General features: G+C 73.5%; 15 protein-coding genes and 1 pseudogene. 11 read left to right on the forward strand and 5 right to left on the reverse strand.

Features of this window, described 5'->3' with window-relative positions:
* Positions 1 to 301: 301 nt before the first annotated feature.
* Positions 302 to 784 carry a GyrI-like domain-containing protein gene (locus tag RF640_RS17135; RefSeq protein WP_368828453.1) on the forward strand — a complete coding sequence of 161 codons (483 nt, stop codon included), beginning with the start codon at positions 302 to 304 and terminating at the stop codon, positions 782 to 784.
* A gap of 40 nt (positions 785 to 824) precedes the next feature.
* Here RF640_RS17135 and RF640_RS17140 read toward each other — a convergent pair.
* The 3 genes and pseudogenes from RF640_RS17140 to RF640_RS17150 all read right to left on the reverse strand — a co-directional run.
* Positions 825 to 965 (reverse strand): annotated as a pseudogene (locus RF640_RS17140) (transcription initiation protein); the annotation flags it as partial.
* Positions 966 to 1,164: 199 nt separating this feature from the next.
* Positions 1,165 to 2,403, reverse strand: a complete 1,239-nt coding sequence (locus tag RF640_RS17145) for a dicarboxylate/amino acid:cation symporter (protein WP_109244421.1) — start codon at positions 2,401 to 2,403, stop codon at positions 1,165 to 1,167.
* An 83-nt stretch (positions 2,404 to 2,486) separates the two neighbouring features.
* Positions 2,487 to 3,482: a hypothetical protein gene (locus RF640_RS17150; RefSeq protein ID WP_368828454.1), complete on the reverse strand. Its 996-nt coding sequence runs from the start codon at positions 3,480 to 3,482 to the stop codon at positions 2,487 to 2,489.
* A 12-nt stretch (positions 3,483 to 3,494) separates the two neighbouring features.
* Here RF640_RS17150 and RF640_RS17155 point away from each other — a divergent pair, with 12 nt between their 5' ends.
* From RF640_RS17155 to RF640_RS17200, 10 genes are all read left to right on the forward strand, one after another.
* Positions 3,495 to 4,547, forward strand: coding sequence for a hypothetical protein (locus RF640_RS17155; RefSeq protein ID WP_368828455.1), 1,053 nt, complete (start codon positions 3,495 to 3,497; stop codon positions 4,545 to 4,547).
* Positions 4,540 to 5,544 carry an HAD-IIA family hydrolase gene (locus RF640_RS17160; RefSeq protein ID WP_017834278.1) on the forward strand — a complete coding sequence of 335 codons (1,005 nt, stop codon included), beginning with the start codon at positions 4,540 to 4,542 and terminating at the stop codon, positions 5,542 to 5,544. Before RF640_RS17155 ends, RF640_RS17160 begins: the two co-directional genes overlap by 8 nt.
* Positions 5,541 to 5,795, forward strand: coding sequence for a hypothetical protein (locus RF640_RS17165; RefSeq protein WP_109244423.1), 255 nt, complete (start codon positions 5,541 to 5,543; stop codon positions 5,793 to 5,795). Before RF640_RS17160 ends, RF640_RS17165 begins: the two co-directional genes overlap by 4 nt.
* Complete coding sequence (locus RF640_RS17170; RefSeq protein ID WP_109244424.1) at positions 5,792 to 6,538, forward strand: TlyA family RNA methyltransferase; 747 nt, start codon at positions 5,792 to 5,794, stop codon at positions 6,536 to 6,538. Before RF640_RS17165 ends, RF640_RS17170 begins: the two co-directional genes overlap by 4 nt.
* Positions 6,539 to 6,661: 123 nt before the next feature.
* On the forward strand, positions 6,662 to 7,723 hold the full coding sequence (locus RF640_RS17175) for an NAD kinase (RefSeq protein WP_081615829.1): 1,062 nt from the start codon (positions 6,662 to 6,664) through the stop codon (positions 7,721 to 7,723).
* Positions 7,720 to 9,432, forward strand: a complete 1,713-nt coding sequence (recN, locus tag RF640_RS17180) for a DNA repair protein RecN (RefSeq protein ID WP_336650727.1) — start codon at positions 7,720 to 7,722, stop codon at positions 9,430 to 9,432. Before RF640_RS17175 ends, recN begins: the two co-directional genes overlap by 4 nt.
* A gap of 54 nt (positions 9,433 to 9,486) precedes the next feature.
* Positions 9,487 to 11,211: a CTP synthase gene (locus tag RF640_RS17185; protein ID WP_368828456.1), complete on the forward strand. Its 1,725-nt coding sequence runs from the start codon at positions 9,487 to 9,489 to the stop codon at positions 11,209 to 11,211.
* Between the two features lie 138 nt (positions 11,212 to 11,349).
* Positions 11,350 to 12,003, forward strand: coding sequence for an NUDIX hydrolase (locus tag RF640_RS17190; RefSeq protein ID WP_017834272.1), 654 nt, complete (start codon positions 11,350 to 11,352; stop codon positions 12,001 to 12,003).
* A gap of 83 nt (positions 12,004 to 12,086) precedes the next feature.
* Positions 12,087 to 13,031: a site-specific tyrosine recombinase XerD gene (locus RF640_RS17195; RefSeq protein ID WP_244296729.1), complete on the forward strand. Its 945-nt coding sequence runs from the start codon at positions 12,087 to 12,089 to the stop codon at positions 13,029 to 13,031.
* A gap of 128 nt (positions 13,032 to 13,159) precedes the next feature.
* Complete coding sequence (locus tag RF640_RS17200; protein ID WP_368828457.1) at positions 13,160 to 14,353, forward strand: D-alanyl-D-alanine carboxypeptidase family protein; 1,194 nt, start codon at positions 13,160 to 13,162, stop codon at positions 14,351 to 14,353.
* A gap of 110 nt (positions 14,354 to 14,463) precedes the next feature.
* Here RF640_RS17200 and RF640_RS17205 read toward each other — a convergent pair whose 3' ends face one another.
* Together RF640_RS17205 and prpB are read right to left on the reverse strand one after the other, a co-directional pair.
* Entirely contained in the window at positions 14,464 to 15,606 is a 1,143-nt protein-coding gene (locus RF640_RS17205; protein WP_017834270.1) for a bifunctional 2-methylcitrate synthase/citrate synthase, read from the reverse strand.
* 37 nt (positions 15,607 to 15,643) lie between these two features.
* The gene (prpB, locus tag RF640_RS17210) at positions 15,644 to 16,552 is read right to left on the reverse strand and encodes a methylisocitrate lyase (RefSeq protein WP_035924072.1); all 909 of its coding nucleotides are present in this window, start codon (positions 16,550 to 16,552) and stop codon (positions 15,644 to 15,646) included.

Genomic DNA, 16,552 nt, shown 5'->3' on the forward strand with positions numbered 1-16,552 from the left:
TAAGACCCGCAGCGCCGATGGTACTGCACCCGGAAGGGTGTGGGAGAGTAGGACACCGCCGGACCACACCACCAGGGTCGAGCCCCCGCACCACACGGTGCGGGGGCTCCCCACATTTAACGCCCACACCCAGCACGAGCTATACGGGACAGGCCCTCATCCCACGGTGAGGGCCTGTGCTCATCCTTGGGCCCCGCTGCCGCCGGCGAGCGAGCCGGACCCGCGATACGGCCGCCGCTCCACGGACCGACCGCTGTCCGTCACAGAAGCGCGGGACCGGCCGACAGCGGATAATGCGGGCATGGATGCGACCGACCATGAGTCCTTCACCCCGAGGGTGATCGAGCAGGACGAGCAGCCCACGGCGGTGGTGACGAGAACGGTGGCCATGGGCGAGCTGCGGGAGTTCTTCGACCGCGCCTTCGGCGAACTGGGACAGGCGATGTCCGACGGGGCGTTCGAGCCGACGGGTCCTCCGATGGCCGTCTACCACGGGGTTCCGGCGGGGACGGTGCACCTGGAGGTGGGTTTCCCGGTGCAGGGGGAGGTCTCCCCGAAGGGCGCAGTGGTGGCGGGCCGGCTGCCCGCCTCTCGCGTGGCGACGTCCGTGCACCGCGGCAACTACGACGACCTCGGGCGATCCTGGCAGCACCTGGCGGAGTGGGCGGGGCAGCAGGGGCTCGCCCTCGGCGACCGCATGTGGGAGGTCTACGTGACCGAGCCGCGGCCGGGGGACGACCCTGCCGACATGGTCACCGAGCTCTACTGGATGCTTCGTCCCTGATGTCCCGCGGGCCGCTCGGCCCACGGCCGGGGAAGGCCCCGTCGATCCCGCCGCCGAAGACGTACACGCCCGCCGCCTTGGCCTCCTCGATGACGGCGTGCGAGGCCTCCACCGCCGCCTCGAAATCCTCCTCGGGGACCACCATGGCCTCACTCGGGAACGAGATCAGGTACTTCGTCATGGAAGGGCTCCTCTGCTCCGGCGGCGCCGTCCCTCGGCTCCTCGGCGGGGCACCGCACGGGTGCCCCGCCCGATGATGGCTCCGACGCCGGACCTCGGGTCAAGGCGGAGCTTCGGGAACGATCCGCGGCATCCGGTCGAGGGGAGCCGTCCGAGCGGGCGCTGCGGGGCCCCGCCCCGCAGCGGATGGAGCCGGACGACTACCGAGCGGTGTGTGCGTCCGACAGCGTCAGCGCCGCCGGGTTCTCCTGTGCGGATCCGGTCGCGGTGTGCCGGCCGATGAGCTTGTTCATGACCACGGCGATGGCACCGTCCCCGGTCACGTTCGTCGCGGTGCCGAAGGAGTCGATGGCGATGTACGTGGCGATCATCAGGGCCACCGCGGTCTCGTCGAAGCCGAGCATGCCCTGGAGCAGACCCACGGCGGCCATGATCGCGCCGCCGGGAACGCCCGGGGCGGCGACCATCGTGATCCCCAGCATGAGGATGAAGCCCACGTAGGCCACGTCGTCGACGGGGGTGCCGGTGATGGTCATGACGGCCGTCGAGAACAGCACGATCTTCAGCGTGGACCCGGCGAGGTGGATCGTCGCGCTCAGCGGGATCACGAAGCCTGCCACGGACGGACGGACGCCGTTGGCCTCCGCGCACCTCAGGGTGACCGGGATGGTCGCGGCGGAGGACGACGTGCCCAGCGCTGTGGCGTAGGCCGGCAGCATGTTCTTCAGCAGGGTCGCGGGGTTGCGGCCCACGTAGATCCCCGCGACGACGTACTGGGCGACGAGCAGCACGACGGACAGGGCCAGGGCGACGAGCACCACCTTCGAGAAGGTGGCGACGACCACCAGGATCTGTCCGTTCATGGTGAGGCCCATGAACATCCCGAAGATGTAGAGGGGCAGCAGCGGGATGATGACCAGCTCCACGATGCGCATGATGATCCGGCGCAGGTCGTCCATGCTCCGGTGGAGGGTGTCACCCGGTATGAGGGTGATGCCCACCCCCAGGCAGAAGGCCAGGAGAAGCGCTGTCATGACGCCGAACACGGGTTCCATCTCGAGCGTGAAGAAGCCGGCGAGGGCGCTCTCCTCCGGGTTGGCCAGGGCGTCGACGTCTCGCTCCCCGGCCAGCAGCCACGGGTATCCGGCGCGGGCGACGGCGAAGGCCAGCAGACCGGAGAGGACGGTGGAGGCGTACGCGATGGCGGCGGTCACGCCGAGCCACTTGCCGGCCCCTCTGCCGAGGTCGCCGATGGCCGGGGTGACGAGACCGACGATCAGCAGCGGGACGATGAAGCCGAGGAAAGCGCTGAAGAGGCCGTTGAACGTCAGGAAGACTCGGGCGAGCGGTTCGGGAAAGAACAGACCGCAGGCGACGCCCAGGACGATGCCGAGCAGCACGCGCACCAGGAGGTGGGACGTGAGGGGTTTTTTGGACATGAGCCCATCATCCGACGAGGGAGCGGCCGGGGACGAATCGGGACAGAGGGTCGTCGGACCTGCTTATACAATGGGAACGATCATCATGGCGGACCGTTCTCCGGCCACCGCCGACATCCACGAGAGCCGACCGGCACCGCGTCGGCACAGAGGAGCGGTACGTGTCCGAGTCTTTCCAGCACGGGTCCCGGGACGAGCGTCGGAACGGACATTCCGGCGACCGCCGGTCCGGCGGAGGAGCCGGGCGCGAGGGCGACCGGTCCGGCGCCCAGCCCCGACGCCGTTTCGACGAGGGGCAGCGCGGTCCGGCTCGCGACGGCGAGGCGCGCGGACGCAACTCCCAGGACCGCGGAGCCGCCGACCGGCCCGGCCGCGACCGTCAGGACGACCGTCGTGGCGGGTACGCGCCGCGAGGCGACCGGCGGGACGACCGGCAAGGTGATCGTCGCGGAGGCTACAGCGACGACCGCCGGCGTGATGACCGTCAGGGTGAGCGGGGGCCGCGTCGTGAGGGCGAGGGCTACCGCGGTCGCCGCGACGACCGCCAGGACGAGCGTCGCGGTGGCTACGCCCCGCGCGGTGACCGGCGCGATGACCGGCAGGACGACCGTCGTGGCGGGTACGCCCCGCGCGGTGACCGGCGCGATGACCGGCAGGGTGAGCGGGGGCCGCGCCGGGAGGGCGAGGGCTACCGCGGTCGCCGCGACGACCGCCAGGACGACCGTCGCGGTGGCTACGCCCCGCGAGGCGACCGGCGCGATGACCGGCAGGACGACCGTCGTGGCGGGTACGCCCCCCGCGGTGACCGGCGTGACGACCGGCAGGGTGAGCGGGGGCCGCGCCGGGAGGGCGAGGGCTACCGCGGTCGCCGCGATGACCGGCAGGACGAGCGTCGTGGCGGGTACGCCCCGCGAGGTGACCGGCGGGACGACCGGCAAGGTGACCGTCGCGGAGGCCACGGCGACGACCGCCGCGGCGGGTACGCGCCGCGAGGTGACCGACGCGGCGGGTTCCCGGACCGCGACGAGGGCTACCGGGGCCGGCGTGACGACCGGGACGACGTCTCGACCCACCGTCACCGGGCGCCCGAGGTGGACGAGGACATCACGGGCCGTGAGCTCGACAAGCCGACCCGTGCCCAGCTGGGGGCGCTCGAGCCGCGCAACGCCGAGGCCGTCGCGAAGCACCTGGTCATGGCCGGGCGCTACCTCTTCGACGTCCCCGAGCTCGCGCTGGAGCACGCGCAGGCGGCGGGACGGCGCGGCGGCCGCATCGCCGCCGTGCGGGAGGCGACCGGCGTCGCGGCGTACGAGGCGGGTGACTACGCACTGGCGCTCAAGGAGCTGCGCACGTTCCGCCGGATGACCGGAGCCGACATCCACCTGCCCCTGATGGTCGACTGCGAGCGGGCCCTCGGACGCCTGGACAAGGCTGTGGAGCTCGCGACGTCGGAGGCCGTGCAGTCGCTCGAGCCCAGCGAGAAGGTGGAACTGGCCATCGTGCTGGCCGGCATGCGCCGGGACCAGGGGGACGCCCAGGGTGCGGTGGACGCGCTGACCATTCCGCAGCTGGACAGGAACCGGGGCTTCCCCTACAGCCCCCGGCTGTTCCGCGCCTACGCCGAGGCCCTGCGGGGCGTCGGCAGGGACCGCGAGGCCCTGACCTGGGACCGGCAGGCCGTGGTGGCCGAGGCCGCCCTCGGGACGGGGCAGTTCGCCGAGCCGGAGATCGTCGACTTCGACGACGAGGAGGAGACCGAGCAGGTGCCGGCCGGCGGCGTCGTCCTGGCCGACGCCGAGGACACGGCCCAGGACCCGACCTCGGACCCGGCGGACGCACCGGCCGCAGACGCGGTCGAGGCCTCCGGCGACAATCCGGGCCTCGACCCCGACGGCGGGGCGGACGACGAGAGCGAGGACGTGCTCGACGAGGGCACCGAGGAGGAACCGGACCTGGATCCGGACGACGAGGCGGAGGGCTCGGAGCACGACCTGGACCCGGACGACGACTTCGAGGGCGGCTCCGAGGCCGACCTCGACCCGGACGACGACGAGGATCTCACCGACCTCGACGGCGACGACGCGAGTGACGACGAGCGTGACGAGGCGAGCGACGGCACGGACGGCGGCCCGCGGCGTGGCTGAGCGGCTGCTCGACCGGTACGACGCCGTCCTGAGCGATCTGGACGGCGTCGTCTACGCCGGCCCGCACGCCATCCCCGGCGCACCGGAGGTCCTCCGCCGGATCTCCGAGGACGGCGTGCCCGTGGTGTTCGTGACGAACAACGCCTCGCGCTCCGTCGCGACGGTCGCCGAGCACCTGACGGACCTGGGCGTACCCACGGGCCCGGACGGCGTGGTGAGCGCCGCGCAGGCGGGAGCCGAGCTCCTGGCGCAGCGGGTCCCGGCCGGCACCGCGGTGCTCGTCACCGGTTCCCAGGCCCTGGCCGACGTCGTCGCGGAGGCCGGGCTGGTCCCGGTCCGCGCCCAGTCCGACGAGCCCCGCGCCGTGATCCAGGGCTTCGACCCCGGCCTGGGCTGGGCCGAGCTGGCCGAGGCCGCGTACACGCTGGCCGACCCGGACGTGCTGTGGGTCGCGACCAACACCGACCGCACCATTCCGCAGGCCCGCGGTCTGGCGCCCGGCAACGGCACGCTCGTGGCCGCCGTGGCGGCCACGACGGCGCGGCCGCCGGTCGTGGCCGGCAAGCCGGAGGCCCCCATCTTCCGCACCGCCGCCGAGCGGGCGGGCAGCGCCCGGCCCGTGGTGCTGGGGGACCGGCTGGACACCGACATCCGGGGCGGCAACGCCGCCGGCTTCGCGACGATCGCGGTCCTCACGGGGGTGGACACCGTGCACACGATCCTCGCCGCGTGCAGCGCGGAGCGCCCGGACCACGTCGTCGGGACCCTGCACGCGCTCTTCGAGCCGTATCCCGAGGTCGAGGTCTCGTCCTCCGCCGGAGCGCACTCCGCGCGCTGCGGAGCGGCGGAGGCCGAGACCGACGGCACGCGGCTGCGGATCCGCGGCGCCCAGGACGACCTCGACGCCTGGCGGGCCGCGTGCGCGGCCTGGTGGGCGGCGCACCCCGACACCGACGTCCCCGTGGTCCCGGACCCCGAGTGGGAGGCGGGCGAGTGACCGGGGGCGCCGGGGCGCAGCGCCCGGCCGGGGACGACGGCGCAGCCCTGCGCCCGACCGGTCACGCCCGGGTGGACGCCGTGCTGGACCGTGCCGGTGAGCTGGAGGCGCTGCCGGTCGCGGAGCACCCCGGCCGCTACGACGAGCTGCACGCGGCACTCGTCGCCGAGCTCGACGCCGAGCCCGGCACGGTCCCCGCCGGCCTCGTGCCGCGACCCGGCACCGGACAGGAGGAGGCGGCGCACCGGTGAGCTCCCGTCTCGACCAGGAGCTGACCGCGCGGGCGCTGGCCCGCTCCCGCACGGTCGCCGCCCGGTGGATCGGCGAGGGCCGTGTCCTCGTGAACGGCCGCCCCGCGACCAAGCCCTCCGTCCGGGTCGGCCCCGAGGACCTGCTGGAGGTCCGGCCCGCGGACGTCCCGGACTACGTCAGCCGGGCCGGGCACAAGCTCGCCGGAGCGCTCGCGGCCTTCCCGGCCATCGGCGTGGGGGGCAAGCGGTGCCTCGACGCCGGCGCCTCGACGGGCGGGTTCACCGACGTGCTGCTGCGACGGGGCGCCCGGGAGGTGGTCGCCGTGGACGTGGGCCACGACCAGCTCGACCCCTCGCTCCGGGCCGACCCCCGGGTGCGGGTGCTGGAGGGCATGAACGTGCGCTGGATGCGCCCCGAGGACATCGGCGGCCCGGCGGAGCTCACGGTCTGCGACCTGTCCTTCATCTCGCTCACCCTGGTCCTGGAGCCGCTGGCGGCGGCCACGGTGCCGGGCGGTGACCTCGTGCTCATGGTCAAGCCGCAGTTCGAGGTTGGTGCCGAGCGCCTCGCGCGCACGGGGGTGGTCACGAGCGAGCAGGAGCGGGCCCGGGCCGTCGAGGCCGTGGCCGCCGCCGCCCGGGCCCACGGACTGTCGGTCCGGGGCCGGGAGCGCAGCCCGCTGCCGGGCCAGGACGGCAACCACGAGTTCTTCCTGTGGTGCCGCCGGGACCAGCCGTCCTGACTGTCCCCGCCCTCGCGTAGGGTGGTGAGCGGTGCCCGGTCCGCGGGCACGGCGTGCGCCACGGGCCGGTCCCGGTCCTGACGACGCCCGCGCGCACCGAGCAGTCGAGAACGGGAGGACCCGGTGAGCAGAAAGATCCTGGTCATGGCCCACATGGGCCGGCAAGAGGCCAAGGACGCCGCCCGCGACTCCTGTCTCCAGCTGCACGAGGCCGGCCTGGTGCCGGTGATCTCGCGGGCGGACCTCGAGGCGCTCCAGGAGGACGCGGAGCCGCTCGCGCCCGTGGAGGTCATCGAGGAGGACGTCTCCCTGCGGGAGATCGAGCTCGTCATGGTGCTCGGCGGGGACGGGTCCATCCTGCGCGCCGCCGAACTGGTGCGCAGCGTTGACACCCCGCTGCTCGGGGTCAACCTGGGCCACGTGGGCTTCCTCGCCGAGAGCGAGCGCTCCGACCTGCGCGAGTCCGTGGAGGCCATCGTGGACGGGCGCTACACGGTGGAGCAGCGCATGACGATCGACGTCACCGTGTGGCAGGGCGAGAAGAAGGTCCTGCACACCTGGGCGCTGAACGAGGCCTCGGTGGAGAAGGGCGACCGCGAGAAGATGGTCGAGGTGGTCATCGAGGTGGACCGCCGGCCGCTGAGCACCTTCGGGTGCGACGGTGTGGTCCTCGCCACCCCGACCGGATCCACCGCCTACGCGTTCTCCGCAGGCGGGCCCGTGGTGTGGCCAGAGGTCGAGGCGCTGCTCATGGTGCCCCTCAGCGCCCACGCCCTGTTCTCCCGGCCCCTGGTCATCTCCCCGAACTCCATGATGGCCGTCGAGGTCCTCACCCGCACCGACGCCCGCGGCGTGCTGTGGTGCGACGGCCGCCGGACCACCGAGCTGCCGCCGGGCTCCCGGATCGAGGTGGTGCGCTCCCCGAAGGCGGTCAATCTCGCGCGGATGCACCTCACCCCCTTCTCGGAGCGGCTCGTGCGGAAGTTCGAGCTGCCCACGAGCGGCTGGCGGGGGCCGGTGCCCCCGCACGAGGCGGCCGCGGCGCGGACCACGGCCCTGCCCGTCGTCCGCGGCGACGAGGCGCAGGAGCAGCAGAAGTCCACCGTCGGGCACGAGATGCCGCACGAGCCGGACGCCCCGGCGCCCACCGTACCCACGACGAGTCCGGGGAGGCCGGCTGAATGATCGAGGAGATCCGCATCCACGACCTCGGGGTCATCACCGACGCCGTGCTGCCCCTCGGCCCGGGGCTGAGCATCCTCTCCGGTGAGACCGGCGCGGGCAAGACCATGGTGGTGACCGCCCTCGGGATGCTGCTGGGCAACCGCTCCGACGCCGGCGCCGTGCGCTCCGGGGCGCCCAAGGCCGTCGCCGAGGCCGTCGTGCGGGTGCCGGCCGGCCATCCCGCCGCGGTCCTCGTCGAGGACGCCGGCGGCGCGGTCGACGTCGAGGCCGTCGGGGACGCCGAGGAGGCCCTCGTCACCGTCGCGCGGACGGTGACCGCGGAGGGGCGCAGCCGCGCCCACGTCGGTGGCCGCTCCGCTCCCGTGGGCACCCTCTCCGCGGTGGGCCAGACCCTGGTGGCGGTGCACGGCCAGTCCGACCAGCTGCGGCTGAGGTCCCCGGCCGCCCAGCGCCACGCCCTGGACCAGTACGCGGGGGAGGAGCTGGCCGCCGAGCTGCGCCGCTACCGGGAGCGCCTCGCCGAGTACCGCTCCGTGCAGCAGACCCTGCGCGAGGTCACCGAGCACGGCCGCGAACGCGCCCTCGAGGCGCAGAGTCTGCAGGGCGCCCTCGAGGAGATCGACGCCGTGGACCCTCAGCCCGGCGAGGACGAGCGCCTCGACCAGGAGAGCCAGAAGCTGACCAACCTCGAGCAGCTGCGCGCCGCCGCCCTCACGGCCCACGCCGCTCTGAGCGGCGGGGAGTTCGCCGACGCCGACACCCCGGACGCGACCGCCCTCGTGGCGGCGGCGCACCGGGCCCTGGAGCAGGAGGCCGGCTCCGACCGTGATCTCGAGGAGCTGTCGGGGCGGGTCGCCGAGCTGGCCGTGCTCGTCAACGACATCGCCGCGGACCTCTCGGGATACGCCTCGGGGCTCGACGACGAGGGCCCCGCCCGCCTGGCCGAGGTGGAGTCCCGGCGGGCCAAGCTCAAGTCCCTGACCCGCAAGTACGGCGCCACCGTGGACGAGGTCCTCGACTGGGCGGGGCGCTCGCGGGCGCGCCTCGACGAGCTGACGGACGACCCTGCGCGGGAGCAGGAGCTCCGGGCGCGGCTCGAGCAGCTGCACGCCGAGCTGAGCGAGCTGGCCGCGCGGATGACCGAACGGCGCCGGGACGCCGCCCACCGGCTCTCCGGGGCCGTCAGCTCCGAGCTCACGGCGCTGGCCATGCCCAACGCCTCCCTCGTCATCGAGGTCGAGCCCACCGAGGAGTTCTCCGGCCACGGGAGGGACGAGATCTCGTTCCTCCTCAGACCGCACGCCGCCGCCGCGCCCCGGCCCCTCGGCAAGGGCGCCTCCGGCGGTGAGCTGTCCCGTCTCATGCTCGCCATCGAGGTGGTCCTCGCCGCCGTGGACCCCGTGCCCACCTTCGTCTTCGACGAGGTGGACTCGGGGGTGGGCGGCAAGGCCGCCGTGGAGATCGGCCGCCGGCTGAAGATGCTCGCCCAGCACGTCCAGGTCCTCGTGGTGACGCACCTGCCGCAGGTCGCGGCGTTCGCCGACCAGCACATCCTCGTCACCAAGAGCACGGACGCCACGGTCAGCGACGTGCGCGTGCTCGACACGGAGGAGCGCGTGGTGGAGCTCGCCCGCATGCTCGCCGGCCACGAGGACTCCGCGGCGGCCCGTGAGCACGCCCGGGAGCTCGTCCGTGGCGCGGTGCTCTGAGGTGCCGCCGCCCGGTGATCCCCAGCACGCAACCGACGTCCTGAGCGGACAAGAATGATAGGGTCGAATTCCGTGGTGAATGCAAACGAAGCCGCCCACGAGGCCGGCGCACAGCAGACCGAAAACCAGCGACCGGGCAAGGTGACCCGCCAGATCTTCGTGACGGGCGGCGTGGCCTCCTCCCTCGGCAAGGGCCTGACGGCCTCGTCCCTCGGGATGCTGCTGCGGGCGCGCGGGCTCTCCGTGACGATGCAGAAGCTGGATCCGTACCTCAACGTCGATCCGGGCACCATGAACCCCTTCCAGCACGGCGAGGTCTTCGTGACCGACGACGGGGCGGAGACCGACCTCGACATCGGCCACTACGAGCGGTTCCTCGACGAGAACCTCGACGCCTCGGCGAACGTGACCACCGGACAGGTGTACTCCACGGTCATCGCCAAGGAGCGCCGCGGCGAGTACCTCGGGGACACCGTCCAGGTCATCCCCCACATCACCGACGAGCTGAAGAACCGCATGCGCCGCCGCGCGCAGGGCGACGACCAGCCGGACATCATCATCACCGAGATCGGCGGCACGGTCGGCGACATCGAGTCCCAGCCGTTCCTCGAGGCCGCGCGGCAGGTCCGCCAGGACGTCGGCCGCCGCAACGTGTTCTACCTGCACGTCTCCCTGATCCCGTACATCGGTCCTTCGGGCGAGCTGAAGACCAAGCCGACCCAGCACTCCGTGGCGGCGCTGCGCGGGCTCGGCATCCAGCCGGACGCGCTGGTGCTGCGCTCCGACCGGCAGGTGCCGGACACGATGCTGCGCAAGATCGGCAACGCCTGCGACGTCGACCACGACGCCGTGATCTCCTGCCCCGACGCCCCGAGCATCTACGACATCCCCCGGACCCTGCACAGCCAGGGGCTCGACACCTACATCCTCGACTACCTGGGGCTGGACTACCGGGACGCGGACCTGGCGCAGTGGGAGCGGCTGCTCAAGGCCGTGCACGAGCCCTCCCACTTCGTCACGGTGGCCATGGTCGGGAAGTACATCGACCTGCCGGACGCCTACCTGTCGGTCTCCGAGGCCCTGCGGGCCGGCGGCTTCGCCAACGACGCCCGCGTGAAGATCAAGTGGGTGGCCTCGGACCTGTGCGAGACGCCGGAGGGCGCCCAGCGCGAGCTCGGCGACGTCGACGCGATCTGCGTCCCCGGGGGCTTCGGCATCCGCGGCATCGAGGGCAAGCTCGGCACCCTGCGCTTCGCCCGGGAGCACCGCATCCCGACCCTCGGGCTGTGCCTGGGCCTGCAGTGCATGGTCATCGAGTTCGCCCGCTCGGAGCTCGGCCTGGCGGGGGCCTCCTCGACCGAGTTCGAGCCGGAGACCGCCCACCCGGTCGTGGCGACCATGGACGAGCAGAAGCAGTTCGTCGAGGGTGCCGGTGACCTGGGCGGCACCATGCGGCTCGGCCTCTACGACGCGCAGCTGCGGCCCGGGTCCGTCGTGGCCGGCGCCTACGGCTCCACCGAGGTCAAGGAGCGCCACCGTCACCGCTACGAGGTCAACAACGAGTACCGGGAGCGCCTCGAGGAGGCGGGGCTCGTGATCTCCGGGACCTCTCCGGGCGGCACCCTCGTGGAGTTCGTGGAGCTGCCCGCTGACGTCCACCCGTACTACGTGGGCACCCAGGCGCACCCCGAGCTCATGTCCCGCCCGACCCGCCCGCACCCGCTGTTCGACGGGCTCGTCAAGGCGGCCCTCGAGCGCCGTCAGGCCGAGGGCCGCTGAGCCCCCGCCCGTCACCGCACGGGCGTCCCGGTGCAGGCGCCGGTCCTCGCGAGGACCGGCGCCTGCACCGTCTCCCCACCCGCACCCCGCCCGCCGCTCCCGTCGCCCCGCGACGGCGGCCGCTCCGAAAGGGACCCCATGGACATCCGCCACCTCGCACCCGAGGAGCTCTCCGACCAGCTCAGCGACCGCCGCACGGTGGCCTCCGAGACGGTCTACGAGGGCTTCATCTGGGACGTCCGGCGCGACGAGTTCGAGCTCGCCCGGGGGGAGGACCCGCTGCGGCGCGACTACATCACCCACCCCGGCGCCGTGTCCGTGCTCGTGCTCAACGACCGCGACGAGGTGTTCCTGATCAACCAGTACCGCCGGCCGGTCGGGATGACCATGTGGGAGATCCCCGCCGGCCTGCTCGACGTCGAGGGGGAGGACCCCGCCGTGGCGGCCCAGCGGGAGCTCGCGGAGGAGGCCGACCTGCGGGCCGAGCGCTGGGACGTGCTCGTGGACTTCCACAACAGCCCCGGTTCCTCCTCGGAGGCCAACCGGATCTTCCTGGCCCGTGGTCTCAGCGACGTCCCCGACCACGAGCTCCACGAGCGGGACGGCGAGGAGGCGGAGATCCACGGGGCGTGGGTCCCGCTCGACGGCGCGGTGCGGGCGGTGCTGGAGGGCCGGCTGAACTCGCCCGCCGCGGTGATCGGGGTCCTTGCCGCCCACGCCGCCCGGGCGGAGGGCTACCGGTCCCTGCGCCCGGCCGACGCCCCGTGGCCCGGTCACCCCGACCTCCGGTGACCGGCCTCCCCACCGGCGGGACGTCCGGGACCTCGCCCGGCGCCCCGTCCGGTGACCACCCCGGCGACGCGCTCGACCGCGCCCTGGAGCGCTATCTGCAGCACCTGGCCGTCGAACGGGGCCTGGCCGCCAACACGCTGGCCGCCTACCGCCGGGACCTGCGCCGCTACGCCGAGCACCTCCGCGAGCGGACGGACCCGCCCGTGACCACCCCGGAGGGCATCACCACCGGTCACGTGCGCGACTTCCTCCGGGACCTGTCCGCCGGGTCGCAGGACAGCGCGCCCCTGAGCACCCGCAGCGCCGCCCGCACCCTCGTCGCGGTCCGGGGCGCCCACCGGTTCTGGGTCCTCGAGGGGATGACGCGCACGGACCCCGCGGCCCCCGTCCAGCCGCCCACGCCCGGGATGCGCCTGCCCAAGGCCGTCCCGGTCGAGCAGGTCACCGCGCTGCTCGAGTCGACCGGCACCGACACCCCCCAGCAGCTGCGCGACCGGGCGCTGCTGGAGCTGCTCTACTCGACGGGCGCCCGGATCTCGGAGGCGACCGGCCTCGACGTCGACGACCTCTCCCGGGCCGTGCGCCGCAGCGGGGAACCGGAGGAGAGCGGAGCGGGGATGCCCTTCGTGCGGCTGTTCGGCAAGGGCGGCAAGGAACGGATGGTGCCGCTCGGCTCCTGGGCCGTGCGCGCCGTGGACGAGTGGCTCGTGCGGGGCCGGCCCGCGCTCGCCGCCCGGGGACGAGGCACCCCCGCGCTGTTCCTCAACGCCCGGGGCGAGCGGATCAGCCGCCAGACGGCGTGGACCACGGTGAAGAGCGCGGCGGAGCGGGTGGGCCTGGGCGACCGGATCACCCCGCACACGCTGCGCCACTCCTTCGCGACCCACCTCCTCGAGGGCGGCGCCGACCTGCGGGTCGTCCAGGAGCTGCTCGGCCACGCGTCGGTCAGCACCACCCAGGTCTACACCCTGGTGACCGTTGACTCCCTGCGCGAGGTCTACGCCGCAGCCCACCCCCGCGCCCGGTAGCCGGGGCGGGTCACCGGCAGCGCGTCCCGGAGGGGTCACACACGCGCCGGTGCTTTCGGGAAGGCCCGCCCGCGGCCTAGCCTGGACGCACGCCCGAGCGCTCCGCTCGGCGGACGGACGGGGACGTCATGCGCGAGACCACGCGGCACAGCACACGGCAGACCACGCAGCCCAGCACGCGGAGGACCGGGCGGACGGGCCGGATGCTGCTCGTCCTGCTGTTCGCCCTCGGACTGGCCCTCCCGGGCCTCGGCACCCCGGCGTTCGGGGCCACGGCGATCCAGGCCGAGCACCAGCGGCTCGGGGGAGCGGACGGCCGGCTCGGCCGGGCCCTGGGGGCCGAGCGGTGCGGGCTCGTCCGGGGCGGCTGCTACCAGAAGTTCGAGCGCGGGACCATCCACTGGTCCCCGCGGACCGGGGCCCGTCCCACGTGGGGTGCGATCCGTGCGGCGTGGGCCGCGCAGGACCACGAGCGGGGGCCGCTGGGCTACCCCGTGGGCCGTGAGGTGTGCGGACTGCGCGACGCCGGCTGCCACCAGGCCTTCGAGGGCGGGGTCGTGGTGTGGTCGCGGCCGAGCGGGGCGCATCCCACCGGCGGCGGCATCCGGGCGGCCTGGCTGCGCCACGGCGCGGAGCACGGCGCCCTGGGGTATCCGGTTTCGGCGGAGTCCTGCACGGGCGGCGGCTGCCGTCAGACCTTCCAGCGCGGGTCCGTCAGCTGGGCCCGCGGCGCCGGGACCTGGGTGGTCCGGGAGATCGACCGTGCCGCGTCGGTGTACGTCGTCGTCAACAAGCGCCGCCCCCTCGACCCGGCCGACCACGTGCCGCGCCCCCTCGAGTCCGTGGGCGGGCAGCTCCTGCGGGCGGACGCCGCCGCGGCGTTCCGGCGGATGCAGCGGGCCGCGGCGGCGGACGGGGCTCCTCTGACCGCGGTCAGCGGCTACCGCTCCTACACCACGCAGGCCGGCCTCTACCGCGACTACGTGGCGCGCTACGGGCAGGCGCAGGCGGACCTGATCTCGGCGAGGCCGGGTCACAGCGAGCACCAGACCGGGCTGGTCATGGACATCGGCGACCCGAGCGGGGAGTGCGGTCTGCAGAGCTGCTTCGAGGGGACCCCGGCCGGGGCGTGGGCGCGCGAGCACGCCCACGAGCACGGCTTCGTCGTGCGGTATCCCCGCGGCCGGACCGCGACCACGGGCTACGCCTACGAGCCGTGGCACCTGCGCTACGTCGGCGTGCACGTGGCCTCCGGCATGGTCGACCAGGACATCCCCACGCTCGAGCACTACATGGGGCTGCCCGCGGCGCCCACCTACTGAGCCCGCCGCGTCCCGCCCGGACGTCTCCCGTCCGGACCGTCGCGGGACGGGAGCGGACCGGCGGGGACGGGCAAGGGGCGGGTCCCCGGACCCGCCCCCTGCCCGGCGCGCTACAGGTGCCGCTCGTCCGGGCCGTTGTACTCGGACAGCGGGCGGATCAGGGAGTTGGCGGCCACCTGCTCCATGACGTGCGCGGTCCAGCCGGTGATCCGGGCGGCCACGAACAGCGGGGTGAACGTGGGGATGTCGAAGCCCATGAGCCAGTAGGTGGGACCGGCGGGGTAGTCGAGGTTGGGCTTGATGCCCTTCGCCTGGTCCATGGACCGCTCGAGCCCGTTGTACAGGCCCAGCAGCTCGCCCCGGCCGTAGTGGGCGACCATCGTGTCCAGGGCCGCCTTCATGGTGGGCACCCGCGAGTCACCGTGCTTGTACACGCGGTGGCCGAAGCCCATGACCTTCTTCTTCGCCGCCAGGGCCTCGTCCATCCAGGCCTTGGCGCGGGTCTCGGCCTCGGCCTCGGTCTCCTCCTTGCGGATGCCCAGTTCCACGAACGTCTCCATGACGGCCTCGTTGGCCCCGCCGTGCAGCGGGCCCTTGAGCGCGCCGATGGCGGCCGTGACCGCCGAGTGCAGGTCCGACAGGGTCGAGGTCACCACCCGGGCCGTGAACGTCGAGGCGTTGAAGGAGTGCTCGGCGTAGAGGATCATCGACACGTTGAACGCCTCGACGACCTGGGGGTCGGCCTCCTCGCCGAAGGCCATCCACAGGAAGTTCGCCGAGTAGTCGAGGTCGTCGCGCGGCTCCACCACGTCCTGGCCGCGGCGTCGGCGCTGGTCGTAGCAGACGACGGCGGGCATCGCCGCGAACAGCTTCTGCGCCTTGGCCAGGTTCGCCGCGGGGGAGGAGTCCTCGGCCTGCGGGTCCTGGGCGCCCAGGACGGAGGCCGCGGTGCGGCACACGTCCATGGGGTGGCAGGTGGTCGGCAGGGCGTCGATGATCGCCTTGAGCTCGGGCGTCAGCGCCCTGTGCTCCCGCTCCCGGGCCCGGAACTCCGCCAGCTCCTCGTCCGTGGGCAGCTCGCCGTTCCACAGCAGCAGGGCGACCTGCTCGAAGGAGCAGTTCGCCGCGAGCTCCTGGACGGGATAGCCGCGGTAGAGCAGGGAGTTGGTGTCCGGGTTGACCTTGGAGATGGCCGTGTAGTCGGCGACGACGCCGGCCAGTCCCTTGTGGACCTCGCTCTGGGTCTCGGTCATGGTGGTCTCCTTCACGTGGTCGGTGCGGTGGGTGCGGTCAGTGGTGCAGCCCGGGGACCTCGAAGTCGAAGACCCCGGAGTCGAACTGGTTGTACCCGTTGTAGTCCACCAGTTCGTAGAGCCGGGCGCGAGTGAGCATCTCCGGCACGGCCGCCTCCTGGGTGCCGTCGGTGCGGAGGGTGTCCAGCACGCGCTCCATGGCGCCCAGGGCGGCGCGCATCAGGGTCACCGGGTAGATGATCATGTTCACCCCGGCGTCCTGGAGCTGGTCGGCGGTGAACAGCTGCGACTTCCCGAACTCGGTCATGTTCGCCAGGATCGGCACGTCCACCGCGGCCCGCATCGCCTCGAACTCGGACAGGTCGGCCATGGCCTCGGGGAAGATCGCGTCCGCCCCGGCGTCCACCAGGGCCTTCGCCCGGTCGGTGGCGGCGTCCAGGCCCTCGACGCCGCGGATGTCGGTGCGGGCCATGATCAGGAAGTTCGGGTCCCGGCGGGCCTCGGCGGCGGCCCGGATCCGCTTGACGGCGGTGGCCAGGTCCACGACGTTCTTGCCGTCCAGGTGGCCACAGCGCTTGGGGTTGAACTGGTCCTCGATGTGGCACCCGGCCAGGCCGGCGTTCTCGAGCTCCTGGACGGTGCGGGCCACGTTCATGGGCTCGCCGAAGCCGGTGTCGGCGTCCACGAGGCACGGCAGGTCGGTCACCCGGGCGATCTGCCCGGCCCGGGCGGCCACCTCGGGCAGGGCGGTGAGCCCGATGTCGGGGAAGCCGAGCTCGTTGGCGAGCACGGCCCCGGAGATGTAGACGCCGTCGAAGCCCTGCTCCTGGATGAGCTTCGTGGACAGCGGGGTGTAGGCGCCGGGGAAGCGGACGGTGGACGGGCCGGCCAGCATCTCGCGCAGGGCGATCCGCTTGGCCTCGGGGGTGGTGGTGGAGAACAGCAT

Source organism: Kocuria sp. CPCC 205231, assembly GCF_040980965.1.
Lineage (GTDB): Bacteria > Actinomycetota > Actinomycetes > Actinomycetales > Micrococcaceae > Kocuria > Kocuria rosea.